The sequence below is a fragment of the Micromonospora sp. LOL_025 genome, assembly GCF_048060285.1.
Lineage (GTDB): Bacteria > Actinomycetota > Actinomycetes > Mycobacteriales > Micromonosporaceae > Micromonospora.
This window is the reverse complement of sequence record NZ_JBHMIR010000042.1, coordinates 23,341-39,533: the sequence shown is the minus strand read 5'-3', so window position 1 is coordinate 39,533 and position 16,193 is coordinate 23,341. Positions and strand designations below refer to the sequence as shown.

At 73.5% G+C, this 16,193-nt stretch carries 17 protein-coding genes and 1 pseudogene; 14 read left to right on the top strand and 4 right to left on the bottom strand.

Translation table 11 applies throughout. From position 1 onward, the window contains the following. From ACFHW0_RS29415 to ACFHW0_RS29405, 3 genes and pseudogenes are all read left to right on the top strand, one after another. Window positions 1-111: pseudogene (locus ACFHW0_RS29415) on the top strand (RidA family protein); the annotation flags it as partial. After that, window positions 108-632: a 3-hydroxyanthranilate 3,4-dioxygenase gene (locus ACFHW0_RS29410; protein ID WP_416612849.1), complete on the top strand. Its 525-nt coding sequence runs from the start codon at window positions 108-110 to the stop codon at window positions 630-632. The pseudogene ACFHW0_RS29415 and the gene ACFHW0_RS29410, both read left to right, overlap by 4 nt. After that, window positions 632-1,660 carry an amidohydrolase family protein gene (locus ACFHW0_RS29405; RefSeq protein ID WP_416612847.1) on the top strand — a complete coding sequence of 343 codons (1,029 nt, stop codon included), beginning with the start codon at window positions 632-634 and terminating at the stop codon, window positions 1,658-1,660. Before ACFHW0_RS29410 ends, ACFHW0_RS29405 begins: the two co-directional genes overlap by 1 nt. A 106-nt stretch (window positions 1,661-1,766) precedes the next feature. Here ACFHW0_RS29405 and ACFHW0_RS29400 read toward each other — a convergent pair whose 3' ends face one another. Further along, window positions 1,767-2,639: an alpha/beta hydrolase gene (locus ACFHW0_RS29400; protein WP_416612855.1), complete on the bottom strand. Its 873-nt coding sequence runs from the start codon at window positions 2,637-2,639 to the stop codon at window positions 1,767-1,769. Between the two features lie 278 nt (window positions 2,640-2,917). Between ACFHW0_RS29400 and ACFHW0_RS29395 the strand changes: the two genes are divergently transcribed. From ACFHW0_RS29395 to ACFHW0_RS29385, 3 genes are all read left to right on the top strand, one after another. Continuing rightward, a complete protein-coding gene (locus ACFHW0_RS29395; protein ID WP_416612845.1) occupies window positions 2,918-4,381 on the top strand; it encodes an amidase in 1,464 nt (487 codons plus the stop codon). A gap of 73 nt (window positions 4,382-4,454) precedes the next feature. Continuing rightward, on the top strand, window positions 4,455-4,742 hold the full coding sequence (locus tag ACFHW0_RS29390; RefSeq protein ID WP_416612853.1) for a hypothetical protein: 288 nt from the start codon (window positions 4,455-4,457) through the stop codon (window positions 4,740-4,742). Next, window positions 4,729-5,136, top strand: a complete 408-nt coding sequence (locus ACFHW0_RS29385; RefSeq protein ID WP_132239293.1) for a DUF5130 family protein — start codon at window positions 4,729-4,731, stop codon at window positions 5,134-5,136. The genes ACFHW0_RS29390 and ACFHW0_RS29385 overlap by 14 nt, the downstream gene beginning before the upstream one ends. A gap of 84 nt (window positions 5,137-5,220) precedes the next feature. On the opposite strand, the gene pepN is transcribed toward ACFHW0_RS29385, so the two are convergent. After that, window positions 5,221-7,770 (bottom strand): aminopeptidase N, encoded by a 2,550-nt coding sequence (gene pepN, locus ACFHW0_RS29380; protein ID WP_416612844.1) that lies wholly within the window; start codon window positions 7,768-7,770, stop codon window positions 5,221-5,223. 211 nt (window positions 7,771-7,981) lie between these two features. On the opposite strand from pepN, the gene ACFHW0_RS29375 reads away from it, so the two are divergent. From ACFHW0_RS29375 to ACFHW0_RS29360, 4 genes are all read left to right on the top strand, one after another. Next, window positions 7,982-8,605, top strand: a complete 624-nt coding sequence (locus tag ACFHW0_RS29375) for a disulfide bond formation protein DsbA (RefSeq protein WP_416612842.1) — start codon at window positions 7,982-7,984, stop codon at window positions 8,603-8,605. Window positions 8,606-8,816: 211 nt separating this feature from the next. Then, on the top strand, window positions 8,817-9,170 hold the full coding sequence (locus tag ACFHW0_RS29370; protein WP_416612840.1) for a hypothetical protein: 354 nt from the start codon (window positions 8,817-8,819) through the stop codon (window positions 9,168-9,170). 94 nt (window positions 9,171-9,264) lie between these two features. Continuing rightward, the gene (locus tag ACFHW0_RS29365) at window positions 9,265-10,464 is read left to right on the top strand and encodes a DUF1015 family protein (RefSeq protein WP_416612838.1); all 1,200 of its coding nucleotides are present in this window, start codon (window positions 9,265-9,267) and stop codon (window positions 10,462-10,464) included. A 72-nt stretch (window positions 10,465-10,536) separates the two neighbouring features. Further along, window positions 10,537-11,004 carry a ribose-5-phosphate isomerase gene (locus tag ACFHW0_RS29360; protein WP_416612836.1) on the top strand — a complete coding sequence of 156 codons (468 nt, stop codon included), beginning with the start codon at window positions 10,537-10,539 and terminating at the stop codon, window positions 11,002-11,004. A 29-nt stretch (window positions 11,005-11,033) separates the two neighbouring features. Here the strand turns inward: ACFHW0_RS29360 and ACFHW0_RS29355 are convergent, their stop codons facing one another. Next, the gene (locus ACFHW0_RS29355) at window positions 11,034-11,354 is read right to left on the bottom strand and encodes a hypothetical protein (RefSeq protein ID WP_416612834.1); all 321 of its coding nucleotides are present in this window, start codon (window positions 11,352-11,354) and stop codon (window positions 11,034-11,036) included. 246 nt (window positions 11,355-11,600) lie between these two features. On the opposite strand from ACFHW0_RS29355, the gene ACFHW0_RS29350 reads away from it, so the two are divergent. Beyond that, window positions 11,601-12,146 carry a hypothetical protein gene (locus tag ACFHW0_RS29350; protein WP_416612832.1) on the top strand — a complete coding sequence of 182 codons (546 nt, stop codon included), beginning with the start codon at window positions 11,601-11,603 and terminating at the stop codon, window positions 12,144-12,146. 146 nt (window positions 12,147-12,292) lie between these two features. On the opposite strand, the gene ACFHW0_RS29345 is transcribed toward ACFHW0_RS29350, so the two are convergent. Beyond that, window positions 12,293-12,559 carry a hypothetical protein gene (locus ACFHW0_RS29345; RefSeq protein ID WP_416612830.1) on the bottom strand — a complete coding sequence of 89 codons (267 nt, stop codon included), beginning with the start codon at window positions 12,557-12,559 and terminating at the stop codon, window positions 12,293-12,295. A gap of 193 nt (window positions 12,560-12,752) precedes the next feature. On the opposite strand from ACFHW0_RS29345, the gene ACFHW0_RS29340 reads away from it, so the two are divergent. The 3 genes from ACFHW0_RS29340 (at window position 12,753) to ACFHW0_RS29330 (ending at window position 15,740) form a co-directional block, all read left to right on the top strand. Then, entirely contained in the window at window positions 12,753-13,550 is a 798-nt protein-coding gene (locus ACFHW0_RS29340; protein WP_416612828.1) for a S1 family peptidase, read from the top strand. Between the two features lie 293 nt (window positions 13,551-13,843). Continuing rightward, complete coding sequence (locus ACFHW0_RS29335; RefSeq protein WP_416612826.1) at window positions 13,844-14,134, top strand: hypothetical protein; 291 nt, start codon at window positions 13,844-13,846, stop codon at window positions 14,132-14,134. A gap of 37 nt (window positions 14,135-14,171) precedes the next feature. Next, on the top strand, window positions 14,172-15,740 hold the full coding sequence (locus ACFHW0_RS29330) for a fatty acid--CoA ligase (protein ID WP_416612824.1): 1,569 nt from the start codon (window positions 14,172-14,174) through the stop codon (window positions 15,738-15,740). Window positions 15,741-16,193 lie beyond the last annotated feature (453 nt).

The window sequence follows — 16,193 nt, the reverse complement described above, 5'->3', positions numbered from 1 at the left end:
GACGCCACCGGCCCCACCCGCACCACCGTCGCCGTGCACCAACTACCCCACCCGCACCTGCTCATCGAGATTCAGGCCGTGGCCCTTCTTCCGTCAGGAGGTCAGTCGTGAGTGAGATCGCGGAGCCGTTCAGCTTCCCCGGTTGGATCGCGGAGAACCAGCACCTGCTCAAGCCGCCGGTCGGCAACAAGGAGATGTTCCCGGGCTCCGACGACTTCATCGTGATGGTGGTGGGCGGGCCCAACCAGCGCACCGACTTCCACGTCGACCCGTACGAGGAGTTCTTCTACCAGGTCAAGGGCAACATGCACGTCAACCTGATGACCCCGGAGGGGCCGCGTACGGTGCACGTGCGCGAGGGCCAGATGTGGATGCTGCCGCGCAACACCCCGCACTCGCCGCAGCGACCCGAGGCCGGCTCGATCGGCGTGGTCGTGGAGCGGGTCCGCGAGGAGGGCACGCTGGAGAAGTTCCAGTGGTACTGCACCGAGTGCGGGCACAAGGTGCACGAGGTGGAGTTGCAGGTCAGGGACATCGCCGCCGACCTGCCCCCGGTGTTCCAGGCGTTCTACGCCGACGAGGCCGCCCGTACCTGCGCGAACTGCGGCGCGCTGCACCCGGGCAAGGGCTGATGCCCGCCGGGCCCGGGCCGGCGCGGTCTCCCGTGGTCGACGTGCACACGCACGTCGTACCGAAGGGGTGGCCGGACCTCGACGCGGCGTGCGGCGGGTCCGGCTGGCCCTGGCTGCGGGTCGACTCCGAGCGGGCGGCCATGATCATGGTGGGGGAGACGGAGTTCCGCCCGGTCGGGGCGGAGTGCTGGGACGCGCCGACCCGCCTCGGTGACATGGACGCCGACGGCGTGGACGTGCAGGTCGTCTCGCCCACCCCGGTCTTCTTCAGCTACGACCGGCCCGCCGACCAGGCGGTGAAGATGGCCCGGATCTTCAACGACCTCACCCTGGAGGTCACCGCCGCCGGTGGCGACCGGCTGGTGCCGTTCTGCCAGGTGCCGTTGCAGGACCCGGAGGCGGCCTGCGCCGAGCTGGACCGCTGCCTCGCGGTTGGGCACGCCGGCGTGGAGATCGGCAACCACGTCGGCGACCGCGACCTGGACGACGCCGGGATCGTGGAGTTCCTGACGCACTGCGCCCAGGTGGGCGCGCCGGTGTTCGTGCATCCGTGGGACATGCCGGGCGGCCCCCGGCTGGACCGGTGGATGGCCCGCTGGCTCGCCGGGATGCCCGCCGAGACGCACCTGTCGGTGCTGGCGCTGATCCTCGGCGGCGTCTTCGACCGGGTGCCCGACACGCTGCGGATCTGCTTCGCGCACGGCGGCGGCAGCTTCCCGTTCTGGCTGGGCCGCGCCGACAACGCCTGGCACCGCCGGGGCGACCTGGTACGCGGTGACTCCACCGCCCCGCCCAGCTCGTACGTCGACCGGTTCTGCGTCGACTCGGTGGTCTTCTCCACGCCCGCGCTGCGGCTGCTGGTCGACACGATGGGCGCCGAGCGGGTGCTCGTCGGCAGCGACTACCCGTACCCGCTGGGGGAGCGGCCGGTCGGCCGGGTGGTGCGGGAGGCGGACTTCCTCACCGGGGAACAGCGCGACCTGCTGCTCGGCGGCAACGCCCTGCGGTTCCTCGGCACCCGCTCCTGAGCCGCGTCCGGGCGGCGCGGTCCCCGAGGGGCCCCGCGCCGCCCGGCGGGTGGAATCCGGAGCCGTCGCGGCCCCCAGTGCGCGCGACGGCCCCGGAGCGTGGGGTTCAGGAGTGCGGGCAGGTGTCCCGGTACTCCTCGATCGCCGAGCCCTGGGGGGCCGGGCAGAGGAACTGCTCGTAGCGGGTGTCGTCGTCGACGAACCGCTTGAGCCAGGAGATGCTGTACTTCGCCACCGTCACGTTCGACGAGGTGGGCGCGGAGTGGCTCGCCGCGTTCAGCTCCAGGTACGCCTTGTCCAGAGTGGCCGGCAGGCTGGTGTAGAACGGCTCCGAGTGCGACGAGACCGGGGCCACCGTGTCGTTCTCGGCCCCGATGACCAGCGTCGGTACGCGCACCGACGACCAGCTCTTCTGGGCGTGCCAGCCGGTCAGCGGGATCGCCGCCTGCAACGCGGGCCGGGTGCTGGCCGCCGACAGGCTGCCGCCGCCGCCCATCGAGTGACCCATCACGGCGAGCCGGTTCCGGTCGATCCGGGCGCGGACGGTGCTGGTGTTGGTCAGGTAGTCCAGGGCGGCCAGCAACTGGGTGCCCCGGCTGGCCGGCTGGTCGTACACGGACCGGGTGTCGATGGTGATGACGACGAAGCCCTGCGAGGCCAGGCGGGGGCCGAGCCACGCGACCGAGGTCTGGCGCGCGGTGAAGCCGGGGGAGATGGCGACCGCGCCGAAGGTGCCCTCGGCGGTGCTGGTCGGGTAGTAGATCGTCCCGCCGCCGAAGCCGCTGACGCTGCCGGCGGCGACGGTGGTCTGCGCGGTGGCGAAGGGGCCGCGGGTGGCCTCGATGCTGGCCACGGTGGGTGCGGGGCCCCGCTCGTACGGGTTGGCGGCCAGCGGCGCGGCCGGGGGCAGGTCCCGGGCGCCGGCCGGCGCGGCGGGAGTGGCGGCCAGGCCCGCGCCGACCAGGGCGAGGGCCAGCAGCGGACGGGTGGCGCGCGAGGCCCAGCGACGACCCGGGCCGGGGTGGAGGGCGGGTACGGGTTGCACGGCGACGCTCCCTGCGGGGGTGGGGGTCGGTGGCGGCGGTGCGGGGGCCACCGGTGGGGGGTGATCTTCTTCGATCTGTCTCCATCCTCTGTGCCGGGTGCCGGTGGCCGGTCATCCCGATGTGGTCATGTCCGGGGGGATATGGCGCTCGTCGCACCGCCGGCCGGTCGTGTCGTGCGGCGGAGCGGGGACCGGGCGGGCAGGATGAGGGGATGGCCGAGCCGCACGACCTGACCGCGCTGGAGCAGGCCGCCGCGATCGCCGGAGGCGAGCTGTCCAGCGTCGAGCTGGTCGAGCACCACCTGACCCGGGTCGACGCGCTCGGCGACACCGTCGGCGCGTTCGTCACGGTCACCGGCGAGCGGGCCCGCGCGGCGGCCCGCGCCGCCGACGCCGTTCTCGCCGACGAGCGCGGCCCGTTGCACGGCGTGCCGACCGCGATCAAGGACCTCACCCTCACCGCCGGGGTGCGCACCACCTTCGGCTCGGCGGCGTTCGCCGACTTCGTGCCGCCGGTGGACGCCGACGTGGTCCGGTTCATGGCGGCGGCCGGGCTGGTGAGCCTGGGCAAGACCACCACCTCCGAGCTGGGCTGTTCGCTCTACTCGGAGGGGCTGGTCGCGCCGCCGGCCCGCAACCCGTGGGACCTGGCGTACACCGCCGGCGGCTCCAGCGGAGGGGCGGCGGCGGCCGTCGCGGCCGGTCTGGTGCCGGTCGCCCAGGGCTCCGACGGCGGCGGCTCGCTGCGCATCCCGGCGTCGCTGTGCGGCCTGGTCGGCTACAAGCCGAGCCGAGGACTGGTCTCCGGCGGGCCGGTGGGCTCCGGCGCCTACGGCCTGCCCACCAACGGGCCGATCGGGCGTACGGTCGCCGACGTGGCGGCGTTGCTCGACGTGCTCGCCCGGCCGGTGCCCGGCGAGCCCTACCTGGCACCCGCCCCGCCCGCGGGCGGCTGGCTCGGTGCGGCCCGCGGGGCCGACCCGGGGCGGCTGCGCGTCGGGCGGTTCACCGCCCCGATGCTCGCCGAGGAGCCGGTCCACCCCGACTGCCTCGCCGCCGTGGACCGGGCGGCGGCGCTGCTCACCGCCGCCGGCCACGAGGTGGTCGACGTCCCCGCGCCCCTCGGGCCCGCCGTGTGGCCGCTGTTCGAGATCGTCTGGTACGTGCTAGCGCTCGCGCCCGTGCCGCCGGAGCGGGAGAGCGCGCTGCTGCCGCTGACCCGACACCTGCGGGCCCGGGGCGCGGCGATCTCCGCCGGCACCCTCACCGCCACGCTCGGCGAACTCCAGGCGCAGGTGCGCCTCGGCGTGCGTCGCACCGCCGGCTGCGACCTGCTGCTCTGCCCGACCCTCGCCGCGCCGCAGGCGCCGCTGGGCTGGTTCGCCGAGGGTGGCGACCCGGCCGAGGACTTCGACCGGCAACGCCGGTTCTCGCCGTACTGCGCCGTCTTCAACGTGACGGGCGATCCGTCCGTGTCCCTGCCGGTGGGCGTCACCGCCGAGGGGCTGCCCGTGGGGGTCCTGCTGACCGGTCGGTACGGCGACGACGCGAGGTTGCTCGCCACGGCTGCGCAACTGGAGCACTCCAGTGGCGGATGGGATCGCCACCCCGCAATCTGGCGGGCCGTGGGCTCCGCTAACGTGAATGGCAGCGGTGTCGGGCGGTCGGCGCCATGATCGTCCACCCGACCCGGATCCTTGAGGTCTCTTCTTCCGCCTGGGGGCGTTGGGATTGTCTGTAACCGAGACGTTGCTGGTCTTCGTCGGCATCCCGGCGGCCGCGGTGCTGGTGATCGCCGGTCTGGCGTACGCCGGTAGCCGTGGTGGCGGCGGTGGCGGCGCCAAGCGCTACCGACCGGGCCGGTCCTTCGACTTCACTCCGGTCTGGTTCCTGGGCCGGCCGGAGCAGCTGGCCGACTCGGCCGGCACCGCCCTGGCAGCGGGCGCGCAGGCGCCGGCGCTGACCAGCCACAAGCTCGAGCGGGCCGGCGTCGAGCCGCCGGCCGGTGGAACCGGAGGCGCAAGTGACCGTTGGTGAGAAGCAGGCCGGGACGGGAAACCCGCCCGAGGTGCTGGACGGGCCGTTCTCGACCCGCCAGCTGCTGCGCATCGACGAGGCCCTGCGCCTGGCCGACCAGGGCACCGGCCTGGTCTTCTCGGTCTTCGTCGGCGGCCTCGACGAGCCGATCCGGGAGCACGCCGAGCGGCTGCACCGCCAGCTCGCCGAGCCCGACCGGTCGGTCCTGATCGCGGTGTCGCCCAACCAGCGGCAGCTGGAGATCGTCACCGGTCGGCACGCCCGCAAGCGCATCCCCGACACCTACGCCCGGCTCGCCGCGCTGTCGATGGTGGCGGCGTTCGGCGGCGGCGACCTGGCCGGCGGCATCATCAACGGCCTCGACCAGCTCGCCAGCCACGCCGGCAAGGGCTGAACGACCCCGGCGCGCCTCGCGCCTGCACTGAGTGGCGAAGCCCGGTCCGCGACGCGGACCGGGCTTCGCCGTGTGACGCGTACGTCAGGCGCTACGGGCGTCCCGCTCGCGGGCCCGCAGGGCGCGGACGACGCCGTCGCGGCCCTCGACCACCAGCCGGCGCAGCGACGTCGGATGGCCGTCGCCGGCCAGCCACGCGTCGGTGGCCGCCACGGTCTCCTCGTCCACCAGGTACGCCGGGTACGCCAGCTGCGCGAACTCCTGCGCCGGCTCGCTGTCCCGGCTGCCCCAGACCTGGTCCACCGTGGCGAAGTACCTGTCCCGGTAGGGCACCGTCAGCTCGATCTGCGCCGGGTGGATGAGACCCTGCAACAGCGCCCGGTTGCGCCAGTTCGGCAGCGCCTCCGGGCCGGTCAGCTGGGCCCAGACGGCCGCCTTGTTCTCCGCCGTCGGCACCAGCGCGTGCGCGTACGCGGCCTCGCGTTCGCCACTGGCCGTCCGGTCCCCGGCCAGCTCGGCCTCGATCTCCGCGGGACCGGCCGCGCCGTTGGCGACCAGCGCGTCCAGCACGGCCCAGCGCAGCTCGGTGTCGATGGACAGGCCGGTCGGGACGTCGGTGCCGGCCAGCCAGCCGCGCAGGGTGGCCAGGTCCTCGGCCGAGCGGGCCGCCGTGGCGTACGCGCGGGCCCAGGTCAGCTGGAAGCCGCTGCCCGGTTCCGCCGTCGCCAGCGTCGTGCGCGCGGTGCGGGCCAGCTCCGCCCAGCCGGTCGGCGCCCAGGCCGGGTCGGCGTAGAAGCTGAGCGCCGACTTGGCCTGGCGCAGGGCGGCGTTGACCAGGTTGATGTCGGTCTCGGCGGGCAGCCCCGCCAGCACCAGCGCCACGTAGTCGCGGGCGGCCAGTTCGGCGTCGCGGGTCATGTCCCAGGCGGCGGTCCAGCACAGCGCGCGGGCCAGCGACGACTCGAAGCCGGCGATGTGCTGCACCACGGTGGCCATCGACCGCTCGTCGAGGCGCAGCTTGGCGTAGGTGAGGTCGTCGTCGTTGAGCAGCAGCACGTCGGCGGCGGGCACGCCACGCAGCGCGGTCACCTCGGTCCGGTCGCCGGTGACGTCGACCTCGTGGCGCTCGCGGCGGACCAGCCGGCCGTCGGTCAGGTCGTAGAGGCCCACCCCGATCCGGTGGGTACGCAGCGCCGGGTGCGCGGTGGGCGCCTCCTGGAGCACGACCACCTGCTCGTAGGTGCCGTCCGCGCCGATCGTCAGCTCCGGCCGCAGCGTGTTGACCTGCGCCGTCTCCAGCCACTGGGCGGCGAACTTGCGCAGCTCCCGGCCGGAGGCCGCCTCCAGCTCGGAGAGCAGGTCGTCGAAGGTGGCGTTGCCCCAGGCGTGCTTGGCGAAGTATGCCCGCAGGCCGGCCAGGAACGGCTCCTCACCGACGTACGCGACGAGCTGCTTGAGCACGCTCGCGCCCTTGGCGTAGGTGATGCCGTCGAAGTTGACCTCGACCGCCTCCAGGTCCGGCATCTCGCAGTAGACCGGGTGGGTGGAGGAGAGCTGGTCCTGCCGGTAGCCCCAGTTCTTCCGGATGGACAGGAACGTCGTCCAGGCCTCGGTGAAGCGGGTGGCGTGGGTGTTGCACCAGTGGCTGGCCCACTCGGCGAACGACTCGTTGAGCCACAGGTCGTTCCACCAGCGCATGGTGACCAGGTCACCGAACCACATGTGCGCCAGCTCGTGCAGGATCGTGTTGGCCCGCTGCTCGTACTCGTAGTCGGTCACCTGCGAGCGGAAGAGGTAGTGCGCCTCGGCGTGCGTGACGCAGCCGAAGTTCTCCATCGCGCCGGCGTTGAAGTCGGGCACCCACAGCTGGTCGTACTTGGGCAGCGGGTAGCGCACGCCGAACTGCTCGTGGAAGAAGTCGAAGCCCTGCTTGGTGACCAGGAAGAGGTCGTCCGAGTCGAGGTGCGGCGCCATCGAGGCCCGGCAGAACGCGCCCAGGTCGATGCCGTCGTGGCTGTCGCGCACCTCGTGGTACGGCCCGGCGCAGAGGGCGGTGATGTAGGTGCTCATCCGCACCGAGGGGGCGAGGTGGACCGTCTTCAGTCCCTCGCCCGCCGCCTCCTCCCGCTCCACCGGCATGTTGGAGATCACCTTCCAGTGCTCCGGGACGGTGGCGTGCCAGGTGTAGACGCTCTTCAGGTCGGGCTGGTCGAAGCACGCGTAGACCCGCTGGGCGTCGGCCGTCTCGAACTGGCTGTAGAGGTAGGTCTCACCGTCGACGGGGTCGACGCTGCGGTGCAGCCCCTGCCCGCTGTTCGAGTACGCGAAGTCCGCCTCGACGACGAGCGTGTTCTCGCTGTCCAGTCCCGACAGGGTCAGGCCCTTCTCGGCCGACCAGTCGCCCAGGTCCACCGGGGTGCCGTTCAGCGTCGCGGACCGCACGGAGTCGGCGGCCAGCTCGATGAAGGTGCTCGCGCCGGGTTCCGCGCACCGGAACCGCACCTCGGTGGTCGAGCGGAAGGTGCGAGCCTCGGCCGCCAGTACGGCGGACGAGAGGTCCAGACTGATGTCGTATCCGGTCACGTCGAGCAGGCGGGCCCGCTCGGTGGCCTCGACCTGCGTCAGGTTGCGCACTCCCGGCACTGTTCGTCTCCATCCCGTTTCGCCGCACGCCCTGGTGGCGCCGTCATCGACCGCTCGTGACGGCCGGATTCGAGTCTTCCATGCACGAACACCCTGTGGTGGGCGAGGTCACGCTCTCATTCCGCTGTCGGTCGATACCCGTCGGGGTGAAGATCGCAGGAGGCGCCGGGAGGCCGGCGCACCCGTCGTGAAGGGACCAGCCGTGAGCGAGCGTGCCGCCGTAGACATGTGGTTCGACCCCCTCTGCCCGTGGGCGTGGATCACCTCCCGTTGGCTGCTGGAGGTGGAGCAGGTCCGGGACGTGGACATCCGGTTCCACGTGATGAGCCTGTCGGTGCTCAACGAGGGCCGGGAGCTGCCGGAGCAGTACCAGGAGCTGATGCGGACCGGCTGGGGCCCGGTGCGGGTCTGCGTCGCGGTGCAGCAGCGGTACGGCCAGGACGCCGTCCGGAAGCTCTACACCGCGCTCGGCACCCGGATCCACCTCGGGCAGGAGAAGCTCACGCGGGAGCTGTTCGTCGCCGCGCTGACCGATGTCGGGCTCGACCCGGCGCTGGCCGACGTCGCCGAGGGCACCGCCCACGACGAGGCGCTGCGGGCCAGCCACGAGGCCGGCATGCGTCCGGTCGGCACCGACGTCGGCACTCCCGTGATCCACGCGCCCGGCCCGGACGGCGGCACCGTCGCCTTCTTCGGCCCGGTGGTCACCCCGGCGCCGAAGGGGGAGGCCGCCGGCCGGCTCTGGGACGGCGTCCTGCTGGTCGCCGGCACCCCGGGCTTCTACGAGCTGAAGCGCTCCCGCGACCGCGACCCCATCTTCGACTGACCACTGCATCCCCGGCCCTCCCGTGGGCACCCTCCGGACCGATCGAGGGGTTCGCGTCGGATCCTCGACCCGAACCCCTCGATCCACGGATGGGGCGGGGCCGGGGAGAGGGTGGGCGGTGCGTCACCGGGGTGGCGGCGGGATCGTTGGCCCGGGTGTCCGCCGCAGCGACCCGCAGGGCCGCACCCCGCAGCTCGTGGAGGCAGTTCCGATGGCCAAGCACCGTGTGCCCGGTGACGATCCGTCGACCCGGGAGGAGGTGACCGAGCGCCCGGAGGCGGCGTACTGGTCGGTCGACGACTCCCGCTGGCCGGCGGTCCGTCCCGACCTTCCCGCCCACATGGTGGACCTGCTCGCCCCGCCGATCGTGGTCGGCGTCGCCCGCGTGCCGGCCACCTCCCGGCTCACCCCGCCGGCCGAGCACCGGCCGGTGCCGGTCGCGGCGGCCGGGACCCGGAGGATCGTGCCCGCCGGACCGGGTGCGCCGGGTCGCCGCCCGGCGGGCGGCCCCACGCCGGGCGGCCGGCACCGCCGGGCGGCGGGACAGTCCGACCGCACCGCCTGATTCCGGCGCACCGGCTCCGGTAGCTCTTTCATCTGGTGGACCCCGCGCGGGTCCCGCGTCGGTGGGACTCGCGTCGCCGGTAGCGTCTCCGCCCATGACGGTCGTGCATCCGATCGCCCGGGCCTGGATCACCACTGGCGGCACCGGCGCGCAGAACTACGACGAGTTCGCCGACGACGCGGAGATCACCGCGATCATCGAGGCGAACCCGCACAGTGCCCTCGGCATCGAGATGCCGCACCGGGCGCCGGAGAGCCTGGGGAAGTCCTTCCTCGACGCCCTGCCGGACGCGGTGACCCGGCTCGCCGAGGCCAAGGCCGACGGCAGCTACACGCCCGCCGAGCAGGTCGTGGTCCTCTACCGGATCAGCGCGCCGGGGGAGGAGAACGCGTACGGGCTCTTCGCCATGGTGGACACCGACCAGATCTCCACCCGGGCCGACGAGCCCGGCCTGGTCATCCGCAACGAGGACGTCTTCATCGCCAAGGTGCGGGAGCGGGTGGCGCTCGCCGAGGCCCTGGGCCACCTGCTGTCGCCCGTACTCCTGCTCCAGACCGGGCGCGGCGACGAGCTGCACGCGGCCCTCGCGGCGGCGACCGACGCGGCCGGCGCGCCGGCGGCGACCGACACCGACCAGGCCGGGCGCACCCACGCCATCTGGCTGCTGGGGCCGGGCCCGCGCCAGGACGAGCTGACCGCCCTCGCGGGCGGCGGCGAGCTGGTCGTGGCCGACGGCAACCACCGCAGCCTGGCCGCGCAGACCGGCGGGCTGCCGCGCTTCCTGTCGGTGGTCACGACCCCGGCGTCGGTGGCGATCCAGCCCTACAACCGGCTGGTCAGCGAGCTGACCACCACCGCCGACGACCTGCTCGCCCGGCTCCGCGCCGCCGGCGCGGAGATCAGCCCGATCGACGGCCCGGTCGAGGTTCCGGCGGCCGGCGGCACCGTTCACCTCCGCCTCGCCGGCCGGGGGTACGCGGTCACCCTGCCGCACGTCGGCGACAACCGGCTGGAGAACCTGGACCACGCCCTGGTCGAGCGGCTGCTGCTGCGCGACGCGCTGGGGCTCGACCCGGGCGACAAGCGGATCACCTACGTCGGCGGCGACTACCCGGCGAGCTGGCTGACCGGCGAGGTCGACGCGGGCCGGGCCGAGCTGGCGGTGCTGGTCGCCCCGGTGACGGTGGACGACTTCGTCGCGGTCAACCTGGCGCGGGAGAAGATGCCGCGCAAGAGCACCTGGTTCACCCCGAAGGCGCGCGGCGGCCTGGTGGTCGCCGAGCTGCCCCGCTGATCCTGTGACGAATCCGCCTCCGGGGCGCCGCCCGCGCGTCGTCCCAGAGGCGCGCCTGACAGACTGCGCGGTATGCGCGTCTACCTGGGATCCGACCACGCCGGTTTCGAGTTGAAGGTGCACCTGGTCAACCACCTGACCAAGGAGGGGCACGACGTTGTCGACGTCGGCCCGCACGCCTTCGACCCGGACGACGACTACCCGGCCTTCTGCCTGCACACCGGTGACCGGGTGGTGGCTGACGTGGGCAGCCTCGGGGTGGTCATCGGCGGCTCGGGCAACGGCGAGCAGATCGCCGCGAACAAGGTGGCCGGCGTCCGGGCGGCTCTCGCCTGGAGCATCGACACCGCCCAGCTGGCCCGCGAGCACAACGACGCGAACGTCGTCGCGGTCGGCGCCCGCCAGCACACGCTGGACGAGGCCACCGCCATCGTCGAGGCGTTCCTGACGACCCCGTTCTCGGGCAACGAGCGGCACGCCCGCCGGATCGCCCAGGTGGCCGACTACGAGACCACCCGCCAGCTCCCCACGCTCCCCTGACCGACACCCGGCCGCCCCCGGGATCCGGGTCAGCGGCGGGGGAGGTCCTCCCGGGGCGTCCAGTTGCGGCGGATGATCACGACGCGTTCCTCGGCCTCGGCCAGGTCCTCGGCCGTGGGGCGGGCGGCGTCGCGGGCCCGCATCGCGGCGGTCACGCTCACCTGGGAGGAGCCGGGACCGACGAGACCACGCAGGCCGCGATCGCCCTCGTCACCCGGGCCGCCCCGGCGGCCACGCGGCGGCTCGGGGCCGTCGTGCACCCCGGCGGTCGTCGCGTTCGGGCCCTCGGTCCCGCCCGTGTCACCGCTCGGGTGCCGTAGCCGGCGCCGGCGTCGCTCCGTGTCGCCCATCTGCCGACCGTACCGCCCCGGCCCGGTCGGCGCCGGCTCGCGCATCCGGCGCGTGCCGAGCGGGGTGGCTGGTGACCTCGGTCACGACGACGCGCCCGTCGGCCGTCGCCGGGTCGACCGCCCCCGCCGTGGGCCGGCGGATCGGGGCCCGCGCCCCGGTACGGCCTCGGCGACCGGTTTGCCGGCTGGCTACCCTCGGAACAGACGGCGGCCGGTGGTCGCCGTCGGTCCAGGGGAGGGGACGAGATGGTCGACCAGACGCAGCCGTGGGCCGAGCGGACCGTCGAGGTGCCGCCGCAGCCCGGTGCCGGGGTGCCGCCGCAGCGCGACGCGTTCCAGCGGGGGGTGGCGTCGGTCGGGCAGCCCCGTACGACGCGCACCGAGCCGTTCCCCGTCGTCGAGCACGAGCCGACGGGCACCGGGTGGCCGGGCGCGACTGCCCCGCGCCGGCCGCTGAGCTGGCACGTCGAGCAGTTGAAGCGCGGCGGCGAGTGGAGTGCCGCCGGCGCGCTCTTCGCCTTCGTCTGCTGGGGGATCTGGGCGATCTCGGGCGGCGGGAACCTGGGCGGCCCGTTCCTGATCTTCCTGATGAGCCTGCTGGTGGCCGCCGGCCTCTTCGCGTTGGCGCGGCTGCTCGGCCGCGTGGTGCTGGAGCGTCAGCTGGGCCGGGTACGGCGCAGCGCGCGCGGGGCGCACCTGGTGACGGCGGTCTTCCTGGCCGGTCTCGGGATCGCCTACCTCCAGCAGACCGAGTGGGTCGTGTCGGCCTGGAACTGGATCAGCAACAACTGACCGTACGCCCGGGCGGGACGGCCTGCGCCGCCCGCCCGCGCGCCCGGTCGCGGCGTCTCGCGACCTCCGGTCGTTCCACCAGGTCGCCGGCTGCTTACCCGGCCGGCCGCGGTTCATCCGCGCCCGGCCGGGGCTGATCCGCGGGATCAGTGCTTCCCGCCGTGGCCCTCCGCGTCCGCCTTCGGGGAGGCCACCCGGGCCTCCGGGTCCTCGACGCCGGGCTCCCCGCCGTCCGGCGCCACCATTCCGTCGTAGTTGTAGACCGTGCCGTCGTCGCCGTGCTGCTTCGTGGTCCGGATGTACCGGTGCATCATGCCGTCGATCTCCACCTCCAGCAGGGCGTCGCCGCCCGTGTCGATGGTGCTGCCGTCCCGGGGTCCGCCAACGAGGTGTGCCTTCGTGTTCGTGTCCATGTGAAGGCCGTACCCGGGCGGTCCCGGCGCAAAACGGGCGGTGCGCGTCCGGCGCGCCGAATTCCGGTCGGCTGCGGTATGACCGACGCGGGATGTGTCGGGGCATTGCCATCCATCGATAGATCTCCATAGGCTCCCGCCATCGGTTTCCGGCGCGCCGCCTCGGCGCGTCGCGAGGGTTCGGGAGGCTCCCATGGTCCGTTGGCGCACACTCGTCGGCCGGTTGGCCGCCGCGTTGGTGGCGGTCACCGCCGGCTCGTTCGTCCTGGCCGTTCCGGCCTCCGCCAAGCCCGGGCCCGAGGTGACCCCGTACGTCGTGGGCGGGACGCTGGCCGCGCAGGGCGAGTTCCCCTTCATGGTCCGGCTCTCCATGGGCTGCGGCGGTTCCCTCTACAGCCCGAACCTGGTGCTGACCGCCGCGCACTGCGTCGGCAGGACGGGCACGAACACCAGCATCACCGCCATCCTCGGCGTGGTGGACCTCCAGTCGTCGAGCCGGATCCAGGTCCGCTCGAACTACGTCTACCGGGCGCCCGGCTACAACGGCAACGGCAAGGACTGGGCCCTGATCCGGCTGGCCACGCCGGTCACCACGCTCCCGACGCTGAAGATCGCCACCAGCACCGCGTACGACAACGGCACGTTCACGGTCGCCGGCTGGGGTGCCACCCGCGAGGGCGGCGCGCAGCAGCGCTACCTGCGCAAGGCCACCGTGCCGTTCGTCAGCGACGCGACCTGCAACTCCTACTACGGTGGCCAGATCATCGCGAACGAGGAGATCTGCGCCGGCTACGCCAGCGGCGGCATCGACACCTGCCAGGGGGACTCGGGCGGCCCGATGTTCCGGCGGGACGCGAGCAACGCCTGGATCCAGGTCGGCATCGTGAGCTGGGGCAACGGCTGCGCCCGGCCCTCGTACCCCGGCGTCTACACCCAGGTGAGCACCTTCGCCCCGGCGATCGCCTCCGCGGCGGCGAGCCTCGGCGGCTGAACCGCACCACCCCCGGGGCCCGGCCGGCTCGTCCGGCCGGGCCCTCGCGTGCGTGCTCCGGCTGGCCCTTGACGCTGGGCGAACTCGGCACCGGGCCCTCGGCGCGGATCCAGGCGATGCGCCCGGCCCTGCTGTCGACCGCACCACTGCCCACCGACTGCCGCTGACCTCCGACACGCTGCCGGACCGATCGGGTCGGTCGGGCCCGCGCGGCCAGTTCTTTCGCTGTTACCGGGTGATGGACGGGCGCCGATTACGTTCAGTCCGCGCTCGTGCACAAAGGGGGAACAGCGATGGCAGCATCGCCGGTCGGAAACGGCGCGCCGGACGGGTGGGCGACATTCGCCGACGACCCGGTACTGCTGGCGGACGCCCTGCGCCCGCACGCCGGTGCAAAGACCCGGTACCTCAAGTCCGCGACGGTCACCGCGGCCAACGGGCTGGCGAGCGCGGAGGGCGAGTTCGTCCAGATCATCGACATGCCCTGGCGCTTCCGGGACGGCAACGGCGGCATCGCCGAGGGCGCGGTGCGGATGGCGCTGGTCGACCCGCCCGGCATGCGCCTCGCGGCCGACGCGGCGTGAGTCGCCCCCACCCGTACGCCCCCTGAGGAGGACCCCGGTGACTGTTCAGTTGCGCACGCTCGTCGACGTGGTGCGCAGGTACGCCGCCCAGCAGCCGGACGCCGTCGCGATCATCTGCGAGGGCCGGCGCGTCGACTACGCCACCCTGCACCGCGTCAGCAACCAGGTCGCGCGCGGCCTCCAGGCGGCGGGCCTGCGCCCCGGTGACCGCATCGCCTACCTGGGCAGGGAGTCCGAGCACTTCTACGACCTGTTCTTCGGGGCGGCGAAGGCCGGCGTGGTCTTCGTACCGATCAACTGGCGGTTGGCCGCCGGCGAGGTCGAGCACATCCTGCGGGACTCCGGGGCGGCCCTGCTCTTCGTCGACTCCGACTCGGCCGTCGTCGCCGAGAAGCTGGCGCCGGAACTGCCGATGCTGCGGCAGGTGGTGGCGCTGGACTCCGACGGCGTGGCCCGCGCCGGCTTCGCGGCCTGGGTGTCGGCGCAGCCGGACGCGAACGTGCTGGCCAAGGTCACGCCCGACACGCCGCTGGCGCAGATGTACACCAGCGGAACGACGGGCCTGCCGAAGGGCGTCGTCCTGGCGCACCGCAGCTTCCTCGCGGTACGCGACGGGCTCGCCTCGGAGAACCTGGACTGGCTCGACCTGCGCGAGGGCGACGTCAGCCTCCTCTGCAACGGCGGCTTCCACATCGGCGGCCTGTCGTGGGCGGCGATGGGTTTCGCCGCGGGCGCCACGAACGTGGTGATGCGCGAGTTCACCACGGCCGGTGCGGTGGAGCTGATCAGGACCCTGCGGGTCACCACCATCCTCGCGGTGCCCTCGATGCTGCGGCTGCTGCTCGCCGAGCCCGGCGTCACCAAGGCGGACTTCGCCTCGCTGCGTAAGATCGTCTACGGCAGCGCGCCCATCTCGACGGCGCTGCTGGCCCGCTGCATCGAGGGCTTCGGCTGCGAGTTCGCCCAGATCTACGGCCTCACCGAGACCGGCAACTCCGCGGTCTGCCTGCCCCCGGCCGACCACACCCCCGACAGCGGCAAGATGCAGTCGGCGGGGCTGCCGTACCCGGGCTTCGAGGTCAAGATCGTGGACGACAAGGGCAACCCGTTGCCCCCCGGCGAGGTCGGCGAGGTCTGGCTGCGGTCGCCGGGCGTGATGGTGAAGTACTGGAACCTGCCGGAGGCCACGGCGAAGACGCTCGTCGACGGGTGGGTCGTCACCGGGGACGCGGGCCTGCTCGACGAGGACGGTTACCTGTTCATCCGCGACCGGATCAAGGACATGATCATCGTGGCGGGGGAGAACGTCTACCCCGTCGAGGTCGAGAACGTCATCAGCCGGCACCCGCTGGTCGCCGAGTCGGCGGTCGTGGGCGTGCCCGACGAGCGCTGGGGCGAGGCCGTGTACGCGTTCGTGGTGCCGGTGGAGGGTCAGCAGCTCACCGAGCGCGACCTGGCGCTGCACCTGCGCGGCCAGCTCGCCGGCTTCAAGCAGCCGCTGCACTACGAGTTCATCGACCGGGTGCCCCGCAACCCCAGTGGCAAGGTCCTGCGCCGCGAGCTGCGGGAGCGGTTCTGGCAGGGCCACGAGCGCCGGGTGAGCTGAGCGCGGTGACGGCGGTGATCGGCGAGGGGGACACCGCGACCCGCCGTACCGGCTGCGCCGGCGAGCCCGCCGTGGCCTCGTCGGCGGCTGGATCGGAACCGCCCTCCGGGGTCCGGCCGGCTCGTCCGGTCGGACCTCGCGCGTGTGCCCGTCCCGTTCCTGACCGCGCGTCACCTTCAGCCGCCGCCGGTCCGGCGGCCCGCGCCGGCTACCGCCCGTCATCGTGCCTGCTCGTCCGCGCGGCGGGGCGGTCCGTCCGCCCCGCCGACCCGCCTCCGCGCGCGCCCGACGGTCCAGCGTGGAATCTCCGTGTACGCCGGCGTGTGGGCGAAGGATTCCCTGGTGGAGGGCCTGTCCGCCGGACGGGCGGTGCGCGGGGAGCCGCTCGGGGGCGCGGTCGCCACTTTCGAGTGACGGAAATCGATGTAGCAGAAAGTTGCATGTTCCCTCCCC